This is a genomic window from Vibrio sp. 2-Bac 85 (genome assembly GCF_037546705.1).
Classification (GTDB): domain Bacteria; phylum Pseudomonadota; class Gammaproteobacteria; order Enterobacterales; family Psychromonadaceae; genus Psychromonas.
The window spans coordinates 133,753-151,814 of sequence record NZ_JALAAB010000006.1; the positions used below are offsets into that span (position 1 = coordinate 133,753).

The 18,062-nt window shown below is 38.3% G+C and carries 12 protein-coding genes; 6 read left to right on the top strand and 6 right to left on the bottom strand.

Annotation, left to right across the window (positions count from 1 at the left end; all coding sequences use genetic code 11):
- Positions 1-19 precede the first annotated feature (19 nt).
- Together alaS and MT390_RS08745 are read right to left on the bottom strand one after the other, a co-directional pair.
- Positions 20-2,647: an alanine--tRNA ligase gene (alaS, locus tag MT390_RS08740; RefSeq protein WP_499440675.1), complete on the bottom strand. Its 2,628-nt coding sequence runs from the start codon at positions 2,645-2,647 to the stop codon at positions 20-22.
- A 570-nt stretch (positions 2,648-3,217) separates the two neighbouring features.
- Positions 3,218-4,060 carry a 23S rRNA (adenine(2030)-N(6))-methyltransferase RlmJ gene (locus MT390_RS08745; RefSeq protein ID WP_166372546.1) on the bottom strand — a complete coding sequence of 281 codons (843 nt, stop codon included), beginning with the start codon at positions 4,058-4,060 and terminating at the stop codon, positions 3,218-3,220.
- 807 nt (positions 4,061-4,867) lie between these two features.
- Here MT390_RS08745 and MT390_RS08750 point away from each other — a divergent pair.
- From MT390_RS08750 to MT390_RS08760, 3 genes are all read left to right on the top strand, one after another.
- Positions 4,868-5,518, top strand: a complete 651-nt coding sequence (locus tag MT390_RS08750; RefSeq protein ID WP_499440676.1) for a single-stranded DNA-binding protein — start codon at positions 4,868-4,870, stop codon at positions 5,516-5,518.
- A 386-nt stretch (positions 5,519-5,904) separates the two neighbouring features.
- Positions 5,905-6,396 (top strand): hypothetical protein, encoded by a 492-nt coding sequence (locus tag MT390_RS08755; RefSeq protein ID WP_499440677.1) that lies wholly within the window; start codon positions 5,905-5,907, stop codon positions 6,394-6,396.
- Between the two features lie 43 nt (positions 6,397-6,439).
- Positions 6,440-7,264 (top strand): hypothetical protein, encoded by an 825-nt coding sequence (locus MT390_RS08760; protein WP_499440679.1) that lies wholly within the window; start codon positions 6,440-6,442, stop codon positions 7,262-7,264.
- A gap of 1,245 nt (positions 7,265-8,509) precedes the next feature.
- Here the strand turns inward: MT390_RS08760 and MT390_RS08765 are convergent.
- Entirely contained in the window at positions 8,510-9,661 is a 1,152-nt protein-coding gene (locus tag MT390_RS08765) for an iron-containing alcohol dehydrogenase (RefSeq protein WP_499440680.1), read from the bottom strand.
- A gap of 327 nt (positions 9,662-9,988) precedes the next feature.
- Between MT390_RS08765 and ohrR the strand changes: the two genes are divergently transcribed.
- Both ohrR and MT390_RS08775 read left to right on the top strand, forming a co-directional pair.
- Positions 9,989-10,534 carry a transcriptional regulator OhrR gene (ohrR, locus tag MT390_RS08770; RefSeq protein WP_499440682.1) on the top strand — a complete coding sequence of 182 codons (546 nt, stop codon included), beginning with the start codon at positions 9,989-9,991 and terminating at the stop codon, positions 10,532-10,534.
- Positions 10,535-10,805: 271 nt separating this feature from the next.
- On the top strand, positions 10,806-12,572 hold the full coding sequence (locus tag MT390_RS08775) for an alkaline phosphatase D family protein (protein ID WP_499440684.1): 1,767 nt from the start codon (positions 10,806-10,808) through the stop codon (positions 12,570-12,572).
- A gap of 149 nt (positions 12,573-12,721) precedes the next feature.
- On the opposite strand, the gene tdh is transcribed toward MT390_RS08775, so the two are convergent.
- Positions 12,722-13,756, bottom strand: a complete 1,035-nt coding sequence (gene tdh / locus MT390_RS08780) for an L-threonine 3-dehydrogenase (protein WP_166372540.1) — start codon at positions 13,754-13,756, stop codon at positions 12,722-12,724.
- Positions 13,746-14,951, bottom strand: a complete 1,206-nt coding sequence (locus MT390_RS08785) for a glycine C-acetyltransferase (protein ID WP_166372539.1) — start codon at positions 14,949-14,951, stop codon at positions 13,746-13,748. Before MT390_RS08785 ends, tdh begins: the two co-directional genes overlap by 11 nt.
- 230 nt (positions 14,952-15,181) lie before the next feature.
- On the opposite strand from MT390_RS08785, the gene MT390_RS08790 reads away from it, so the two are divergent.
- A complete protein-coding gene (locus tag MT390_RS08790; RefSeq protein ID WP_499440685.1) occupies positions 15,182-16,141 on the top strand; it encodes a LysR family transcriptional regulator in 960 nt (319 codons plus the stop codon).
- 190 nt (positions 16,142-16,331) lie between these two features.
- On the opposite strand, the gene MT390_RS08795 is transcribed toward MT390_RS08790, so the two are convergent.
- Positions 16,332-17,789 carry a short-chain fatty acid transporter gene (locus MT390_RS08795; protein ID WP_299667927.1) on the bottom strand — a complete coding sequence of 486 codons (1,458 nt, stop codon included), beginning with the start codon at positions 17,787-17,789 and terminating at the stop codon, positions 16,332-16,334.
- Positions 17,790-18,062: the final 273 nt, after the last annotated feature.

The following is an 18,062-nucleotide window of genomic DNA, read 5'->3' on the forward strand; positions in this document are numbered from 1 at the left end:
GGGTATAGACTCTTAATTATTATAAACGTTCAATTAACCAAGGTTCTACTAGTGCCAGTGCATCTTTTAATGCAGCAGGATTATTTCCTCCAGCCATCGCCATATCAGGGCGACCGCCGCCTTTACCACCAACAGGAATGGCAACAACATTAACCAACTCTCCTGCTTTTACTTTGTTAGTTAAATCTTTAGTCACACCTGCAATCAAACTAACTTTGTCATCACCGACTGTTGTCGCTAACACTACGATGCCTGATTGTAGTTTGTTTTTCATTTCGTCAACACTGTCGCGTAATGTTTTAGGGTCAACACCTTCCATATAAGCAACAACAACTTTAACGCCATTGATATCAATTGCTTGCTCAGTCAGATTTGAACCAGCTTCACTTGCCACTTTAGCTTTAAGTTGCGCTAATTCTTTCTCAAGCACTTTATTACGGTCCAGTGTTTGTAGAATTTTTTCACCTAGAGTGAATGAATCACCTTTGACTAAATCACAGGCTTTGTTGAATTGCTCACGCAGGTTTTGCAATACATTGCCAGCAGCATCACCCGCAGCCGCTTCAATACGACGAACACCTGCAGCAGTTCCTGCTTCAGAAGTAATGATAAATAACCCCATATCGCCCGTACGTTGTACATGCGTACCGCCACATAGTTCAGTAGAGAAATCGCCCATTTGTACAACACGTACCATATCGCCATATTTCTCACCAAATAATGCCATTGCACCTTGGTTCTTAGCTTCTTCGATATCCATCAATTTAGTCACAACTTCATAGTTGTTACGAATTGCTTGGTTAACAATGTATGTCACTTTATTAAGTGCTTCAGCAGATACTGCTTCAAAGTGAGAGAAATCAAAGCGTAATTTATCAGCATCACATAACGACCCTTTTTGAGTCACATGCTCACCTAACGTTTGGCGTAACGCTTCATGTAATAAATGCGTTGCAGAATGGTGTAATGCAATTGATTTACGACGTTTAGCATCGACTTCAGCTTCAACAGACTCATTCGCTTTGATAGAGCCCATACTCACATAACCAATATGTAAGAAAGCATCAGCAGATTTTTTAGTATCAGTTACAACAAAAATACCATTGCTCAACTTAAGCACACCTGCATCACCAACTTGACCGCCTGACTCAGCATAAAATGGTGTTTCAGCTAGTACTATTTGTGCGTTATCACCTTCTACTAAACTATCAACAAACTGACCTTCTTTGATCAAGGCTGTCACGGTAGAAGTGCCTGTTAGCGTTTGGTAACCAATAAACTCAGTTTTGTCTTCAATTTTTAATATGTCGTTATAATCTTTACCGAAGTTATTTGCTGCTTGAGCACGCTTACGTTGCTCAGCCATTGCAGAGTCAAACCCATCTTGGTCGATAGTTAGCTCTCGCTCACGCGCAATATCTGCGGTTAAATCAGCAGGGAAACCATAAGTATCGTAAAGTTTGAAAACAACATCACCAGGAATAATGGATCCCTGTAAAGCATCTAATTCGTTATCTAGAATTTGTAAACCACGCTCTAGTGTTTTACCAAACTGCTCTTCCTCTAAACGTAAGATTTTTTCAACGAACTCTTGTTGCTGACCTAGTTCAGGGTAAGCATCGCCCATCTGTTTAACTAGCTCTTCATAAATACGGTAAAAGAACACTTCTTTTGCACCTAATTTATGACCGTGGCGAACTGCGCGACGAATAATACGACGTAATACATAACCACGTCCTTCGTTAGACGGCATCACACCATCGCAGATCAAGAAACCACATGAACGAATATGGTCGGCAACAACACGTAATGATTTATCTTGTAAATCTTCTGCGCCGGTTACATCCGCTACTTTTTGGATCAAGCCTTGGAATAGATCGATATCATAGTTTGAATGACCGTTTTGAATAATCGCAGAGATACGCTCTAAGCCCATACCCGTATCAATAGATGGATTAGGTAGGTTTTCCATTGTACCGTCAGCACTGCGGTTAAATTGCATGAAAACGATATTCCAGATTTCAATGAAACGGTCGCCATCTTCTTCAGGAGTTCCTGGAGGACCACCCCAAATGTGCTCACCGTGATCGTAGAAGATTTCAGAACATGGACCACAAGGTCCAGTATCGCCCATTGACCAAAAGTTATCAGACTCATATTTTTTATCAGGTGATTTATCACCAATACGAATTATTTTGTCTTCTGGTACACCGATTTTATTCGCCCATAATGAAAATGCTTCATCATCACTTTCATAAACAGTAACAAGTAACTTTTCTTTTGGTATTTTCAAAACGTCAGTTAAGTATTCCCACGCAAAACCAATGGCATCTTCTTTAAAGTAATCACCAAAACTGAAGTTACCCAACATCTCAAAAAAAGTATGGTGACGAGCAGTGTAACCAACGTTATCTAGATCGTTGTGTTTACCACCAGCACGAACACAACGTTGGCTTGACGTTGCGCGAGTATAAGCTCTTTTTTCAGTGCCTAAAAAGGTATCTTTAAATTGATTCATACCTGCATTAGTAAATAACAAAGTAGGGTCATTATCAGGGACGAGAGAACTACTGCTCACGGTTTGATGCCCTTTCTTACCAAAGAAATCCATAAATCCTTGGCGAATATCAGCGGTCGATTTAGTCATGACTTATTCCATGTAAAAGTGTCAATTTAGGTATTCTTAAAAAAGTGAGTCTTTAAGGGCTAAATAGATGAAAAAATAAATGGAGGCTAATATATCATGCTGATGGTGTGGGTGAAAGTAGGGATAAATAGAGTGTTGACAATAATTTAGTCATTAATATACCCGTTCCGAATAAGCAAAACTGCGAACTTGCCGTTTATAGGATTTAGATTATACCTGCACGGCTCTTTTTTCATTAAAGTAAGCTTTAAACAAGCTTATTTATCAGCATCAGAACAATCATTTCTATCAATGTTAATGAAAAGATAAAACATTGCTTTTAATAGGTTTTTAATGAGAAAGATTTGTAGGTTATCGAAGGATTATCTAGCACTATAGAAAAAGAGCCGCTATTTTTTGATGCTATCGCAGGGTGATAGAGGTATCGATGACTCGTTACAGCCTCCGTCCCCCAAATATAGAACTTTATTATAATTATTTACGGCGCAAATAAATGCAGGTAAAAATAACCTTGAATAATTTAATTCAAAGGTCAAAAGTATTGGTTATCCATCGATAACCAATAAGAGCTTACTCAGCGACTAACGTTTCAATTCGGTAAAAACCTTCACCGTTAATACCTAGTGTTTCCGCTAAAAACGGTAAACTATGTTGCATCTCTTTTTGTAACGTCCAAGGTGGATTAATCACAATCATGCCACTAGAGGTCATGCCTCTCTCTTCTTTATCCGCTTCAATCGCCAATTCATAGAGTTGAATATTTTGAATACCTGACGCTTTTAAGGATCTTTCCATTTTTGAAATTAATTGTCGTTTCACTACTGGGTACCATAATGCATAAGTCCCCGTTGCAAAACGACGATGTGCAGCAATTAGCTTTTCAACCACTTCATCATATTCGGTTTTAATCTCATAGGAAGGATCAATTAATACCAAACCACGGCGTTCCTTAGGTGGCATATTAGCAATTAGTCCTTGTAAACCATCGCTATTCGCCATTTTAATGCTGCGATCGCCAGAGAAGTTACCGCGCATATTAGTAAACTCATTCGGATGTAATTCAAATAAGAACATACGGTCTTCATCACGACGCATTTGGTTACAAATCATCGGAGAACCAGGATAAGACAATAACGCCCCTTCCCCATTAAATGCTTTCACTTGATCTAAATAACGTGCCACAGGAACTGGTAAATTAGTTAAGTTCCACAATGCACCGATACCATTATTGAACTCACCGGTTTTTAACGATTGCGCAGAGTCTAATTGATAAGCGCCACAACCAGAGTGTGTATCTAAATAACAAAAAGCTTTGTCTTTTTGTAATAAGTAATCAAGGATAGAAGTTAATACAGTATGCTTTAAAACATCTGCAAAATTCCCAGCATGGTATGAATGGCGATAACTCAGCACAAAAACTCCAAAAAAATAAAAAAATGACTGCCGTAGTATAAAGAGTTTCGCACTCTATTGCGCTAAAAAAGATAGCCGAAAATTAACTACCTATCATTACTCTATTTCGCTCTCTCCTTGTTTTATAAACTAGTATGTTTAAGCAAAAGTTAAGTAAAAAGCAGAAAAACAAACACTTTCATCTGTTTTCAATATTATTAATAACACTCAAGACTACTTGTAATAGCACTCTCTACACAGTCAAATTTTAATGCTTTTAGTTACGTTACTGTTTTTATAAGCTTTAACTTTTTAGAAACGTCTTTAGTAATCTTTCTTCCAATACAAACTTCTTCAGTCAGCAAAGGCAGTGCTATGGGGATCTACAGCACATATCAATTTTCAGGTGAATTTTTCGGTGGTATTATGGGTGGGTTATCCTATAAACTAGCTGCTAGTAGTGGCTTATTTTTATGCTTAACAGGGTTAATGATTGTCTGGTTTATACTGTCTATTGGCATTTGTAACATCCATGACACGAGCAAAATTGGTACTTTTACGTTTGCACTTTTATATTTACATTAGGCATAAAAGATCAACAACAAGCCAATATACTCATTAGCGATTGCTAGCATTAGAGAGCGCGTTAGAAGTTGTTGTTATTGCAAAAGAGCAGATTGTTTATATAGAAGTAAATAGGCTATTTGTATCAAAGCGAATACACAGCGTTTTCAACGACAACAAGCGCAATACATTTTAGGTAATAGTTAAATCACTATTACAATCAAATATTTTACATAAATAAGTCGAAATAGCGGAGCAAAAAACATGTTTAACCGTAGTGTAAACAAAGTAGTCCTAGTAGGTAACCTAGGTAAAGATCCAGAAATGCGTTACACCCAAAATGGTGGCGCAGTGGCAAACTTTTCAATCGCAACCACTGAAAGCTGGAAAAACAAACAAACAGGTGAATACGAAAATAAATCTGAATGGCACAACATTGTTGTATTCGGTAAATTCGGCGAAATGGTCGGCCAGTATCTGAAAAAAGGTGCAAAAGTTTACGTTGAAGGTAAATTACAAACTAACAAGTGGCAAGGTCAAGACGGTCAAGATCGTTACAAGACTGAAATCATTGCTAATGATATCCAAATGTTAGATGCTCGCTCTCAAAACGCAGGTCAAGGTCAGCCATACCAAGGCGGACAGCAGCAACCAGGTGGTTACCAAAACGCACCACAACAACAAGCTGCACCAGCACAATCTTGGGGTAATGCACCACAACAGCCACCAGCACAACAAGCAGCGCCTAGAATGGCACCAGCTTATCAGCCACAACAAGCGCCGCAACCTTCACAACCTGCTCCGCAACAGGCACCTGCTCCACAACGTCCAGCAGCACCACAAGCTCAACCAAAACAAGAGCCTGCAGCGTTTAACGAGCCATCAATGGATTTTGATGACGATATTCCTTTCTAGAATTGAGTTATCTTTTTAAGATGATTTGTTAAATTGTAGAATAGTAAAAACCTAGCACTGCTAGGTTTTTTTATGTCTGTAATTTGAAGTGTTAAATTCACTTGGCTTTATTTGAGTTGATGCTTTTAAATAATCAATATCTCTGACCTGCAGCATTTCCACTATAAATATTGCAACGTCCCACGCTTTTACATGATTAAAAATTTACAAGTGAACTATATCTCTTTTTTTTATCCATTAACCAACGTAATGTAATAATAATATTTTCATCATTAACTCTGTCGAATTTCCACCGTTAAAATGACATTTTTTGAGTTAATAAAACTGTTATGTGCCAGCGCAATTAATATAGTTTTGTATTCCAATAAATTATTTTAGAGGTATAAATGGTCGATCCAACAGAGTGGATATGTAATAAAGAAAGTACTTATTCTAATTTAAGCTCTGATGCGAAAAAAGCTATCGGCGAATTTTTCCTAATATGGAGCTACTTTGAATCGGAAGTTTTGAGCTGTAATGCGAATAGAACTAGCTTTACAAGTTTAGCAAGCACTTTACTAGATTCTGAAAAAATATCAGATATAGGATTAGATGAACTGGTAGTCTATTTTCAAAATCGATATGTCTCTGATGGTGTATTCAATGATAAGTATGATGCTTTAGAACTAGAAAAAAGTCGAAACCCACCTGAAGTAAATGAAATGTTGTTAAATGGAACTAGCCAGCAGGTAACAAAATTAATTGGTTGCTTATTCATTGTATATCGCTTTAGAAATAACCTATTTCATGGTCCTAAATGGCGTTATAAGCTTTCTGAACAGAAAAGTAATATGAATAAAGCTTGCCAGTTTATGATTAAAATTATAGATAACACATAATGTGGACGTTATGTGCCAGAAACTTCCGCAAACGAGAGGATTAATGTTAAATATCTTGTACGAAAACATTCAATGGGTATTTTCTGGTGTGGGGGTACCTATACTGGTTTATTTGCTATTGGGGAAACGTAAGGAAAAGAGTCCCCCTCAAGGAAAAATCAAGGAATATGCTGACATTAGAGCTAAGGGAATTGAGCAAGAGTCCATAGTCGAAGTTCAAGAAGATGACTATCGCACGTCTATAGGTAAGCAACATAAGTGGTTAAGAGAAGACGTTTTAAGTATTAAACTGCGTGATATGGCTTCATTTTACTCTCTCGACACAGTTAGTGAATTAGAAGCTTATGAGCGTGGGATAAAAGAACTTCCTATGGAATTAATTGCAAATATTGAGTCTTTCTTTTTTCTACGAAAAAATGTTTTAGATGGCGAGTCACGTTTTATATTCAAGAGCTTCAATTTAAGTCATGAATCTCTAGAAAACTTATTTGATCAGGGTTTTTCTCCTTCAATAGCTTGCTGTCCGTTAGAACGTCACGATCTGTTTTGTTTTATCGTTATGCATAAAGAAGAAAATGGGTTTATGCGTATCGTTGTTTCTGATTTGGTTGGGTCTTTCGCTTCTAGCGGAGGTGGTAGAATGAACATTCAATACTTAATTAACATATTGATAGACAGAAATATCTCTTGTTATAACCTTCCTATTTTAACAACAACCAAAGAAGACTGGGAGAAGCTCCAAGGTAACACTTATTATGATCCAAAATTATTTCATAGGCTTGGAGCTGCTGATCGTGATTGCATGGATGTGTTCTACAACTGGTATGATGAAACAGTTGAAGTTCATAGAGAAAGAAATGGCACATAATCGGGTAGCCGGAGGTATCTAATCTCCAGTCCCACACCACCCTGCATTCGGCTCCGCACAAGGCAGTTCATCTTATGATGAGTAGTGAATATTAATCCACAAATCCTTTAATGACATCAAACCTTGTCTGGCTAAAAACGCATTACTGATCGCACTATTGATCCCTTTATTTTTCGAACTACGACAAGATCCTTTACCGAGTTAGTTAAGAGTAAGGGTTTTGACCTAACCTTCTTCACCCTTCGTGCCTTCGTGGTTAATCGGCTTTTGACCTACCCCTCTTTCCCCTTCGTGGTTAATCGGCTTTTGACCTACCCCTCTTTCCCCTTCGTGGTTAATCGGCTTTTGATTTTAAAAGATGGCAAACAACCACGAAGCCGCTGCGCTGCACGAAGGACACGAAGAAAACCCACAATGTTAGTTAATAGTAAGGCTTTTGACCTAACCTTCTTCACCCTTCGTGCCTTCGTGGTTAATCGGCTTTTGATTTTAAAAGACAGCAAACAACCACGAAGCCGCTACGCTGCACGAAGGACACGAAGAAAACCCACAATGTTAGTTAATAGCCCCCTGTGTCAGGCTTTTGACCTAACCTTCTTCACCCTTTGTGCCTTCGTGGTTAATCGGCTTTTGATTTGAAAAGACGGCAAGCAACCACGAAGCCGCTGCACTGCACGAAGAACACGAAGAAAACCCACAATATTCATTAATAATACTGTTTTTGACCTAACCTTCTCTCCCCCTCATGCCTTCGTGGTCAATCAGCTTTTGATTTTAAAAAACAGCAAACAACCACGAAGCCGCTACGCTGCACGAGGGATACAAAGAAAACCCACAATATTAGTTAATAGTAAGGCTTTTGACCTAACCTTCTCTCCTCTTCGTGCCTTCGTGGTTAATCGGCTTTTGATTTTAAAATACAGCAAACAACCACGAAGCCGCTACGCTGCACGAAAGACACCAAGAAAAGCTACAATGTCAGTTAATAGTAAAGGTTTGAACCTAACCTTCTCTCACCTTCGTGTCTTCGTGGTTAATCGGCTTTGGATTTTAAAGGCAAGAAAATAAAAAAAAGAAATAGGTTAAGAGTAAACCCAGTCTGACACAGGGGGTAACCTAAAAACAAAAAAACGCATGTCTAATTGCTTAGACATGCGTTTATATCATCTAACATATCGTTAGATAAGTTTGTTCTACTTACAAATTAATAACATTAAGCCATTACTAACTTTGCGATCAAAAAACTTAAAGTGCTGTTTCTAAGATTTGACGAGAACGTGCTAAATCTATTGTGCCGTTTTCACCAAGTTTAGTCATTCCATGCGCTTCTAAACTTGCCATTGCAGTATCAATATCTGCTTTAGTTAAGTCGATTTCAGTTAATGATACAGGTGTTTTCATTGCCGAGAAAAAGGCTTTTGTTTTCTCGATAGCTGCATCAATACGTGCATCATCAGAACCTTCTGTAATATTCCAGATACGCTCTGCGTATTGTAATAATTTTGCTTTTTTCTCTTCACGACATACTTGCATAATAGCAGGTAGAACGATGGTTAAACTACGACCGTGGTCTACACCAAAGTTACCTGTTAATTCGTGACCAATCATGTGTGTTGCCCAATCTTGAGGAACACCTACACCGATTAAACCACTTAATGCTTGAGTCGCAGCCCACATTACATTGGTACGCGCTTCCATATCTTGCAAGTTATCGATCAGCTTTGGACCTTCTTCAACTAACGTTAATAGGATACCTTCTGCAAAACGATCTTGAATTTTTGCATTAACAGGGTACGTTAGGTATTGCTCCATTACGTGAACAAAACCATCAACAACACCATTAGATGTTTGGCGTTCAGAAAGGCTTAACGTAGTTTGTGGATCAAGCACGGCAAACTGAGGGCGTACAAGTGGATTACCAAATGCTAATTTTTCTTTACCACGCGTAACAACCGCTCCTGAATTCGTTTCAGAACCCGTCGCAGGTAGTGTCAAAATACAGCCTAATGGTAATGCGCTTTCAATTTTGCCTTGTTTAGCAAGAATATCCCATGCTTCTTCACCTTCAAAATTCACTGCAGCGGCAATAAATTTAGTACCGTCAACAACAGAACCACCGCCTACCGCTAATAAGAAATCAAACCCTTCAGCACGAACGCGCTCTACGGCTTTCATTAATGTATCGTATTGTGGGTTTGGCTCAATACCTGAGAATTCATCCCAGTTATGGTCAGCCAGCGCAGTAACAACTTGATCATAAACACCGTTACCTTTGATAGAACCGCCGCCATAGGTCACTAATATTTTTTTGTCTTTTGGAATGCTGTTAGTGATCGCTGCAATTTGACCTTGACCAAAATGGATTGCGGTCGTGTTGTGGTAACTAAAATTGTTCATCTATTACTCCTCTAAAACGATTGTTGAACTCAAGTAATAAGTGCAATCGTTTATTAAAAAAATTTTTTTATTGCTGAAACGGAATATTTGAATACATGATATTTGAATATCATCGAATCGACTTTCATAAAAGCCCTATACGCTTCTGCTTTACATTTTGATCAAATATGGAAACAACATGGGCCAAATATTGATCAAATATGGCACATCGAAATAATTATCATTCTAATTAAATTGCGCACAACTTAATTACGCGGCAATTATATCTCGCATTGAAACGATAACGCAAGTATATTGTGCACAATGTAATTATTTAACGGATTGAATATGAGTAACGATAAGGTTGATTTGAAAGTGAGTGAAGGTGAAGAAGTTGGTAATAATTTAGTTGGTAATAGTTCAACTAATGATTGCACAGCTAATAACTGTTCAATAATAGAACCTGGTTCTAACTTAGCCATTGAAAAGCAACTGTGTTTCTCTTTATACAGCACAGCTAATGCCATTGTTCGTGCGTATCGCCCGATGTTAAAAGCGCTAGACTTAACTTATCCTCAGTATCTAGTGATGATTGTGCTTTGGAGCAATAACGGTATCAATGTAAAAGATCTTGGACAGATATTACATTTAGACTCAGGTACCTTAACACCTTTATTAAAGCGCCTTGAAAGTAAACAAGTATTAATGCGAAAACGCGGTGAAGACGATGAACGCGTACGCGAAATATTTTTAACTGAGCAAGGTATCAACTTAAAAAAACAAGCTGAAGCCGTTCCAGAACAGATGTTATGTAAAGCAAAATTACCTCTACAGGAATTACTCGAGTTAAAAAAAGGCTGTGATAGATTGTTTGAAAATTTAACTGAAGAATAATTGATACAGTCACTATAAGTAACTGTCTTATTTTCTAACATCGGAAAGAATTTTTATAATAGATAATCTTTTATATTAGGCACCTTTTTATAATAGGCACTTTTTATCATAAATAACCTTTTATCATAAGCAACCTAAGGTACTCACTTATCTCAGTTTTATCTGTAATGTGAAACAGCAACTAAATGATGAAATAACTAACTATTTTATCATTTAGTTGTCACACACTCACTCTAGACTACTCGTTTTTACATACAGAAGGATAAAGTGAATGAAAGGCTCTATTTCTCGTCGTGACTTCCTCATATTAACAGCAAAAGGTGCAGGTGCAGCCGTTGTATCATACGGTTTAATGGGCTGTGCAACTGATGATGATGACAAGCAAACAAAAAATAGTATTAGCTTCAACCATGGTATTGCCAGTGGTGATCCTTTAACGGATGCCATTATTTTGTGGACACGTATAACACCAAGTAACGATGGTGAGATAACCGTGTCTTGGGAGATAGCTATAGATCAGGCTTTCACTCAATTAGTTAACACCGGTAATACCACCACCAGCGCAGCAAGGGATTATACAATCAAAGTAGATGCTATCGGTCTTTCGGCTAGCACAACTTATTATTATCGTTTCATCAGTAATGGCACAACATCTTCAATTGGTACCACTAAAACCTTACCTGATGGCTCGCCTGACTCCGTTAAATTAGCTGTATTATCCTGTGCAAACTATCCTGCAGGTTTTTTTAACGTTTATAACTTAGCGGCACAACAAGATGATTTAGATGCCATCTTACATCTCGGTGATTATATTTATGAATATGGCCGAGGTGAGTATGGAAGTGATAATGCGGAGACATTAGATCGTCAAGTACTGCCGACAACTGAGATCTTTAGTTTAAGCGATTATCGTACTCGTTACGCTCAATATCATAGCGATCCTGACTTACAACTCTTACACAGTAAAGTACCTTTTATTACCGTTTGGGATGACCATGAAGTAGCAGATGATACCTGGAGTGAAGGAGCTGCAAATCATAATGAGGATGAAGGCAGTTTTGAAGATCGTAAACTTGCAGCGTTACAAGCTTATTTTGAATGGTTACCTATTCGACCTTGGAGTGAAGGTAATTATGCAGAAATTTACCGCCAATTTTCATTTGGTGATCTCGTTGATTTATATATGCTAGATACACGGGTTCTAGCACGAGAAAAACAACTCGATTACGCTGATTATTTCGATGGTAGTGTTTTATTTGATGAAGCAACGTTTAACCAAGATCTCTATGAAACTGAAAGAACTATGCTGGGCGCGGAGCAATTACAATGGCTTAAGGATAGTGTGAGCGTCAACAATGGGCGCTGGCAATTATTAGGTCAACAAGTATTGATGGGTGCAATGAAGTTGCCGGGTGCAGTTGCATTAAATGCGATGAGTACAACTGATTATGCTGAGTTAGGTACATTAGCTTTGTTAGCTGGGCGCATTAAAGCAGGAGATTCTACCATAACCGCAGATGAGCAGACTTACTATGAAGCTAATGCAGATAAACTCACGGCTGATGCACTTAGTTTATTATCTTTTCCAGAACTGCCATATAACTTAGATGCATGGGATGGGTATGCGACAGAAAGAGATAAAATCTTGGCCATCTTTAATGACGCGTCAAAAAATTTAGTTGTGGTGGCGGGCGATACGCATAATGCGTGGGCAAATGAGTTATCTAATAGCGATGATAAAGTTGTTGGTGTGGAGTTTGCAACGGCTTCTATTTCCTCCCCTGGTCTTGAGTATTATTTAAGTATTAGCGACGATGCAATAGAAAGCACAGAGGATGGTTTTGTGTCTTTGATTGAAGGACTTAAATATTCAAATGCTAAAGATAGAGGCTTTTTAACACTCACCTTCACTCAAGAGAAAGTTAAAAGTCAATGGCATTATGTCGACACAATTCTTAGTTCAGAATACACAGAGCTGACTGATCGACGTAAAGTAGCAACGAGTAATGTTGATCAACCAAGTTTAACCTTCTCATAAAATGAGCTTATACCATTCCGATTAATTTTCGGAATGGTATAAATATGCTACCGGCATTGAGTATTCTCGACTAAAAAAAGACAAATACTATAAAGTAAGCACTAAAAGTTAACTGCTAAACTCAGCAAGTTAAATCAGTCACAAAACAGTTATTTTTCCCAATCTAAAATCACTTTACCTGACTTACCTGAACGCATCATATCGAAGCCTTTTTGGAAATCATCAACACTAAAATGATGTGTAATTACAGGCGTTAAATCTAAGCCCGATTGAATAAGACTGGCCATTTTGTACCACGTTTCAAACATCTCTCGACCGTAGATACCTTTAATCACTAAACCTTTAAATATAACCTGATTCCAATCCACTGCCATCTCTGCAGGTGGAATACCTAATAGAGCGACTTTACCGCCATGGTTCATATTTTTTAACATGCTATTAAACGCAGTTGGGTTACCAGACATTTCCAAACCAACATCAAAACCTTCTGTCATACCCAGTTCAGATATTACATCTTCCAGTTTTTCATCTTTGACATTAATAGCACGTGTTACGCCCATTTTTTTTGCAAGATCTAAACGGTATTGATTAACATCAGTGATCACCACATGACGAGCACCAACATGTTTTGCAACAGCGGCAGCCATAATCCCAATGGGCCCAGCACCTGTGATCAAAACATCTTCACCCACTAAATCAAAGGATAACGCGGTATGAACCGCATTGCCAAAGGGGTCAAAAATAGACGCAAGATCGTCAGATATTTGATCAGGGATCTTAAACGCGTTAAACGCAGGCAATACTAAAAATTCAGAAAAAGCCCCTGTTCTGTTAACGCCCACTCCACTTGTATTACGACAAAGATGAGTACGTCCACAACGGCAATTACGGCAATGTCCGCAAGTTATATGCCCTTCTCCAGAAACCCGATCGCCAATATTAAACCCGCGAACCTCTTGCCCCATGCCAACCACTTCACCTACGTATTCGTGACCAACTACAAGCGGAACAGGTATCGTTTTCTGTGCCCATTCATCCCAATTGTAAATATGGATATCTGTGCCACAAATTGCTGTTTTTTTAATGCGGATAAGCAAGTCATTATGGCCAACTTCAGGCTTATCAACTTGTGTCATCCATATCCCTTGTTCAGACTTTAATTTCGCTAACGCTTTAATTTTCATGACCAATTAACTCCATCTCTTGTCCAACTTTAATGAACGCATTAATCGCAGTATCAAGCTGTTCACGCGAATGTGCCGCTGACATTTGTGTACGAATTCGAGCTTTCCCTTTAGGTACAACAGGAAAAGAGAAAGCAACCACGTAAATACCTAATGCTAAAGCGCGCTCAGCAAACTCCGCTGCAACTTTTGCATCACCTAACATAATAGGAATAATGGCATGATCGGCTCCTCCCATAGTGAAACCGGCGGCCTCCATACGTGTACGGAAGTGCGTTGAGTTTTCCCATAGTTTACTGCGAAGATGCCCAGATTCAGCGAGTAAATCCAGCACTCGAATCGATGCAGAAACAATCGCAGGTGCAACCGAGTTAGAAAACAAGTACGGGCGAGATCGCTGACGTAACCAATCGATTACTTCCTTTTTGCCTGAAGTATAACCACCAGAGGCGCCGCCCATGGCTTTACCTAAAGTGCCGGTAATAATATCAATGCGGTCAATTACATCATGGTATTCATGTGTGCCTGCGCCATTTTCGCCCATGAACCCAACTGCGTGAGAATCATCAACCATTACTAGTGCATCATATTTATCAGCTAAGTCACAAATGGCAGGTAAGTTTGCCACTACGCCATCCATTGAGAACACACCATCCGTCACAATCAATGTATGGCGAGCACCTGCTTCTTTAGCGGCAATCAACTGTTGCTCAAGTTCTGTCATATCGTTGTTGGCATAACGAAAACGCATTGCTTTACACAAACGGACACCGTCGATGATCGAAGCATGGTTTAATGCATCTGAAATAATCGCATCTTCTTTATCTAAAATAGTTTCAAATAAACCCGTATTAGCATCAAAGCAAGAGGTATAAAGAATGGTGTCTTCTTTACCTAAAAAAGTAGACAGTTTTTGCTCTAAGACTTTATGCGAATCTTGTGTACCACAAATGAAACGTACCGATGCCATCCCAAAACCATGCTCATCCATCCCCTCTTTCGCCGCTTGAATAAGCGTTTCATGATTAGCTAAACCTAAATAGTTATTAGCACAGAAATTTAACACTTCTTGTCCTGTAGAGATTGAAACAGAAGCTTTTTGCGCAGAGGTAATGATACGTTCAGACTTGTATAATCCTTCATTCTTCACTGTTTCTATTTGTGTTTTGATTTGTGCATAAAATGTAGAAGACATAAACTTTCCTTCTTTAAGTTGTCATTGCTCAAGTATAAGTGCTTAAGTAATTTTTTATTGTGATGGCTTCAGTCGTTAATCTTTTATATGGAATTTTTCATATAGAACATTGCTATAGAAAACGACATATTAATGTTGCTTATAAAAAGTATAATAAAGCCGAATAAATTGATTCTAATTGAAACCGATTACAACTATTAGCCCCTAAAATGGAAAACCATTGATGAATTATGGTCACAAATAAACTGATTGCATTATTACCTGATCTGGCCACATTTATTGTTGTTGTCAATGAAGGAAGCTTTACAACGGCAGCGAAAAAGTTAGGAGTGACACCTTCTGCTTTAAGCAAATTAATCACACGTTTAGAAAGTGCATTATCGGTCAAGTTGTTTGAGCGAACCACGCGCCGCTTATTGATCACCGATGCGGGTAAAAAAATATATCAGCAATCGACTATCATCGTTGAGGCCGCTCAGCAGGCAATCGATATTTCTAGTTTAGAACATACCGTCCCCTCTGGAACGTTAACGGTTGCCGCACCAAAAGCCTTTTTAACGATTGTATTACAGCCACTAGTCACGCCTTTTTTGACCAAATATCCGAAAATTCAACTAAAACTAAGAGCATCAGACGGTGATATCGATATGATAGCGCAAGGGATTGATGTGGTGTTTCGCTTAACCGATAAACCCACTGAAGGGTTGATTATGAAAGAGATTGGCAAAGTTAATTTAAAGCTTTGTGCAAGCCCTGAATATATCAAAAAAAGAGGTTGTCCGACTCACCCACAACAGCTATCAGTGCATGATTGTTTATATTTAGGTGAAACGGCGATCGACCATATTTGGGAGTTCATGAAAAAAGAGGAAAGACATGTAATTGCTGTGTCTGGACGCTATGCCGTCAATCATTCTCAGATGCGTTTAAACGGTGTAAAAAATGGTTTTGGGATTGGTATATTCCCTGACTTTGTGATTAAAAATGCGTTACAAAATAATGAAGTGATTGAGGTACTTGCAGATTGGGAAATCAAAGGAAACTACGCGGGTGTAATAGCAATGCAATATGCCCAAAATAAATATATGCCCTCTCGTTTAAAAGTGTTTACTGAGTTTGTAACAACACACTTAATGAAAGACACCTTTAATGAAGATGATATTAATGGAAACGTTGTTAATACAGAATAAGAAAGCTAAACAAATAAATAATTAAATAATTAAATAGGAATCTAATAGTAGTCTGTTTAATGTTAATGATTAGTTATGCCTACAACACTAAAAGCTAATTTAGTATCGTAGGCATAGATTGCATATTATATATTTAAGTTAATGATTTAATGGTTTAATGAATGATTAGTTTAATGAACAAATGGCTTAATTAAAACACTAATAAACCAAGTGAAATAATAACGCCAGAGCCGAATAACGCCATGATGCAGTATCCCATCACATCTTTAGCCCCTAAGCCTGCAATTGCTAACGCAGGTAATGCCCAAAAAGGTTGGATCATATTCGTCCATGCATCTCCCCAAGCAATGGCCATCGCAGTTTTCGCAGCATCAACACCTAATGCAGCACCTGCTGGCATCATAATAGGTGCTTGAACAGCCCATTGACCACCACCTGATGGTACAAAAAAGTTTACAATCCCAGCACTTAAAAAGGTAAATACAGGGAATGTTGTTTCATTTGAGATTGAAACAAAACCCGCTGAAATAATACCAGCTAACGAATTACCTGAATCACCCACTGCAGTCATCATACCCATGATACCTGCATAGAATGGGAACTGTAATAATATGCCTGAACAGTTTTTAGCGCCTTGTGAAACCGAACTTAATAAACTCTTAGGCGTTCCATGTAGCAAGATTGCAGAGAATAGGAAGGTGAAGTTAACGATATTAAGATTAAGTGCAAAACCATTATTAATAAAATAATAAATAATGTAAGTAAAGCCCATTGCTCCTAGTAACATTGACAACACACGGCTATTTTCCAAACGTTCTGCAGGTGTCATTTTTTCCTGAGAGTCCGTTTCTTGATCGTTTAATGCTTCAGCCTGTAACTCTTTACCTTGAAAGTTTCTACCTTTTGAATCTTTAGCTTGGCCAGTACCTTGCAGTGCAGATTGCTCTTTTAATAATTGTGCATCAATAGTGATAATATCTTTTCCAACGGGATGCATTAAACGATTCAAAATTGGAATAGTAATTAACATCACGGCAAGAATCGTCAAATTCATGGTTGAGAAAATCGTTTCAGATGTTGGAATTGGAGAAGTTACCGCGCCATTCGTCACAGCACTCAAGTTAGTACCACTTGCTAACGCTAATGGGATCGAACCAGATAAGCCCGCATGCCAAAATAAAAAACCACTATAAGCAGAAGCGATTAACAGACGGTAATCCACTCCCCTTACACGAGAAGCAATTTCACGCGCGAAAATAGCACCAACAACTAGGCCAAATCCCCAGTTGATCCAACAGGCAATCGCACTAATAAAGGTCACTAATAAGATGGCTTGATTTGGTGTTTTAGCAATACTAGCTAGTACCGCTAGTTTACTTTTAAAAGCGGGAGCACTGGCCATGGCATGCCCTGTCACAACGACCATCGCCATTTGCATTGAGAAGGTTAATAATTTCCAAAACCCACCAGCCCACGCATCAACAACTTGTATTGGACTTTGCCCTGTACTCGGCATCACCAACACAAAAACCGCTAGAGTTAATACAATCGCAAAAATAAAGGGATCCGGAAGGTAACGTTGAAGTAGAGTCACAAAAAACTTACTGAGTCTTTGTAATACACTGAGTTGTGCTACGTTCGTATTCATAAAATTTCCTTATTATATCGTTGTTGTGATAATTATCTTTTTTCGATAACTATCGGTTTTTTGGTAATCGCCGGTTTTGTGATAATTACCGGTTTCTAAAAATCACCTGTTTTGTAATAGTGAATATGCTCACTATCAATGTTCCTTTAGCAACGATCCATTAACTAAACGCATTAATAAAAACATCATCATGGTCGTTATAGTGTTGGGATATTTTGCTTGATTTAGTAAAAGTTATGCCGTGGTAACCAATGCAATAGTTACCGACAATTG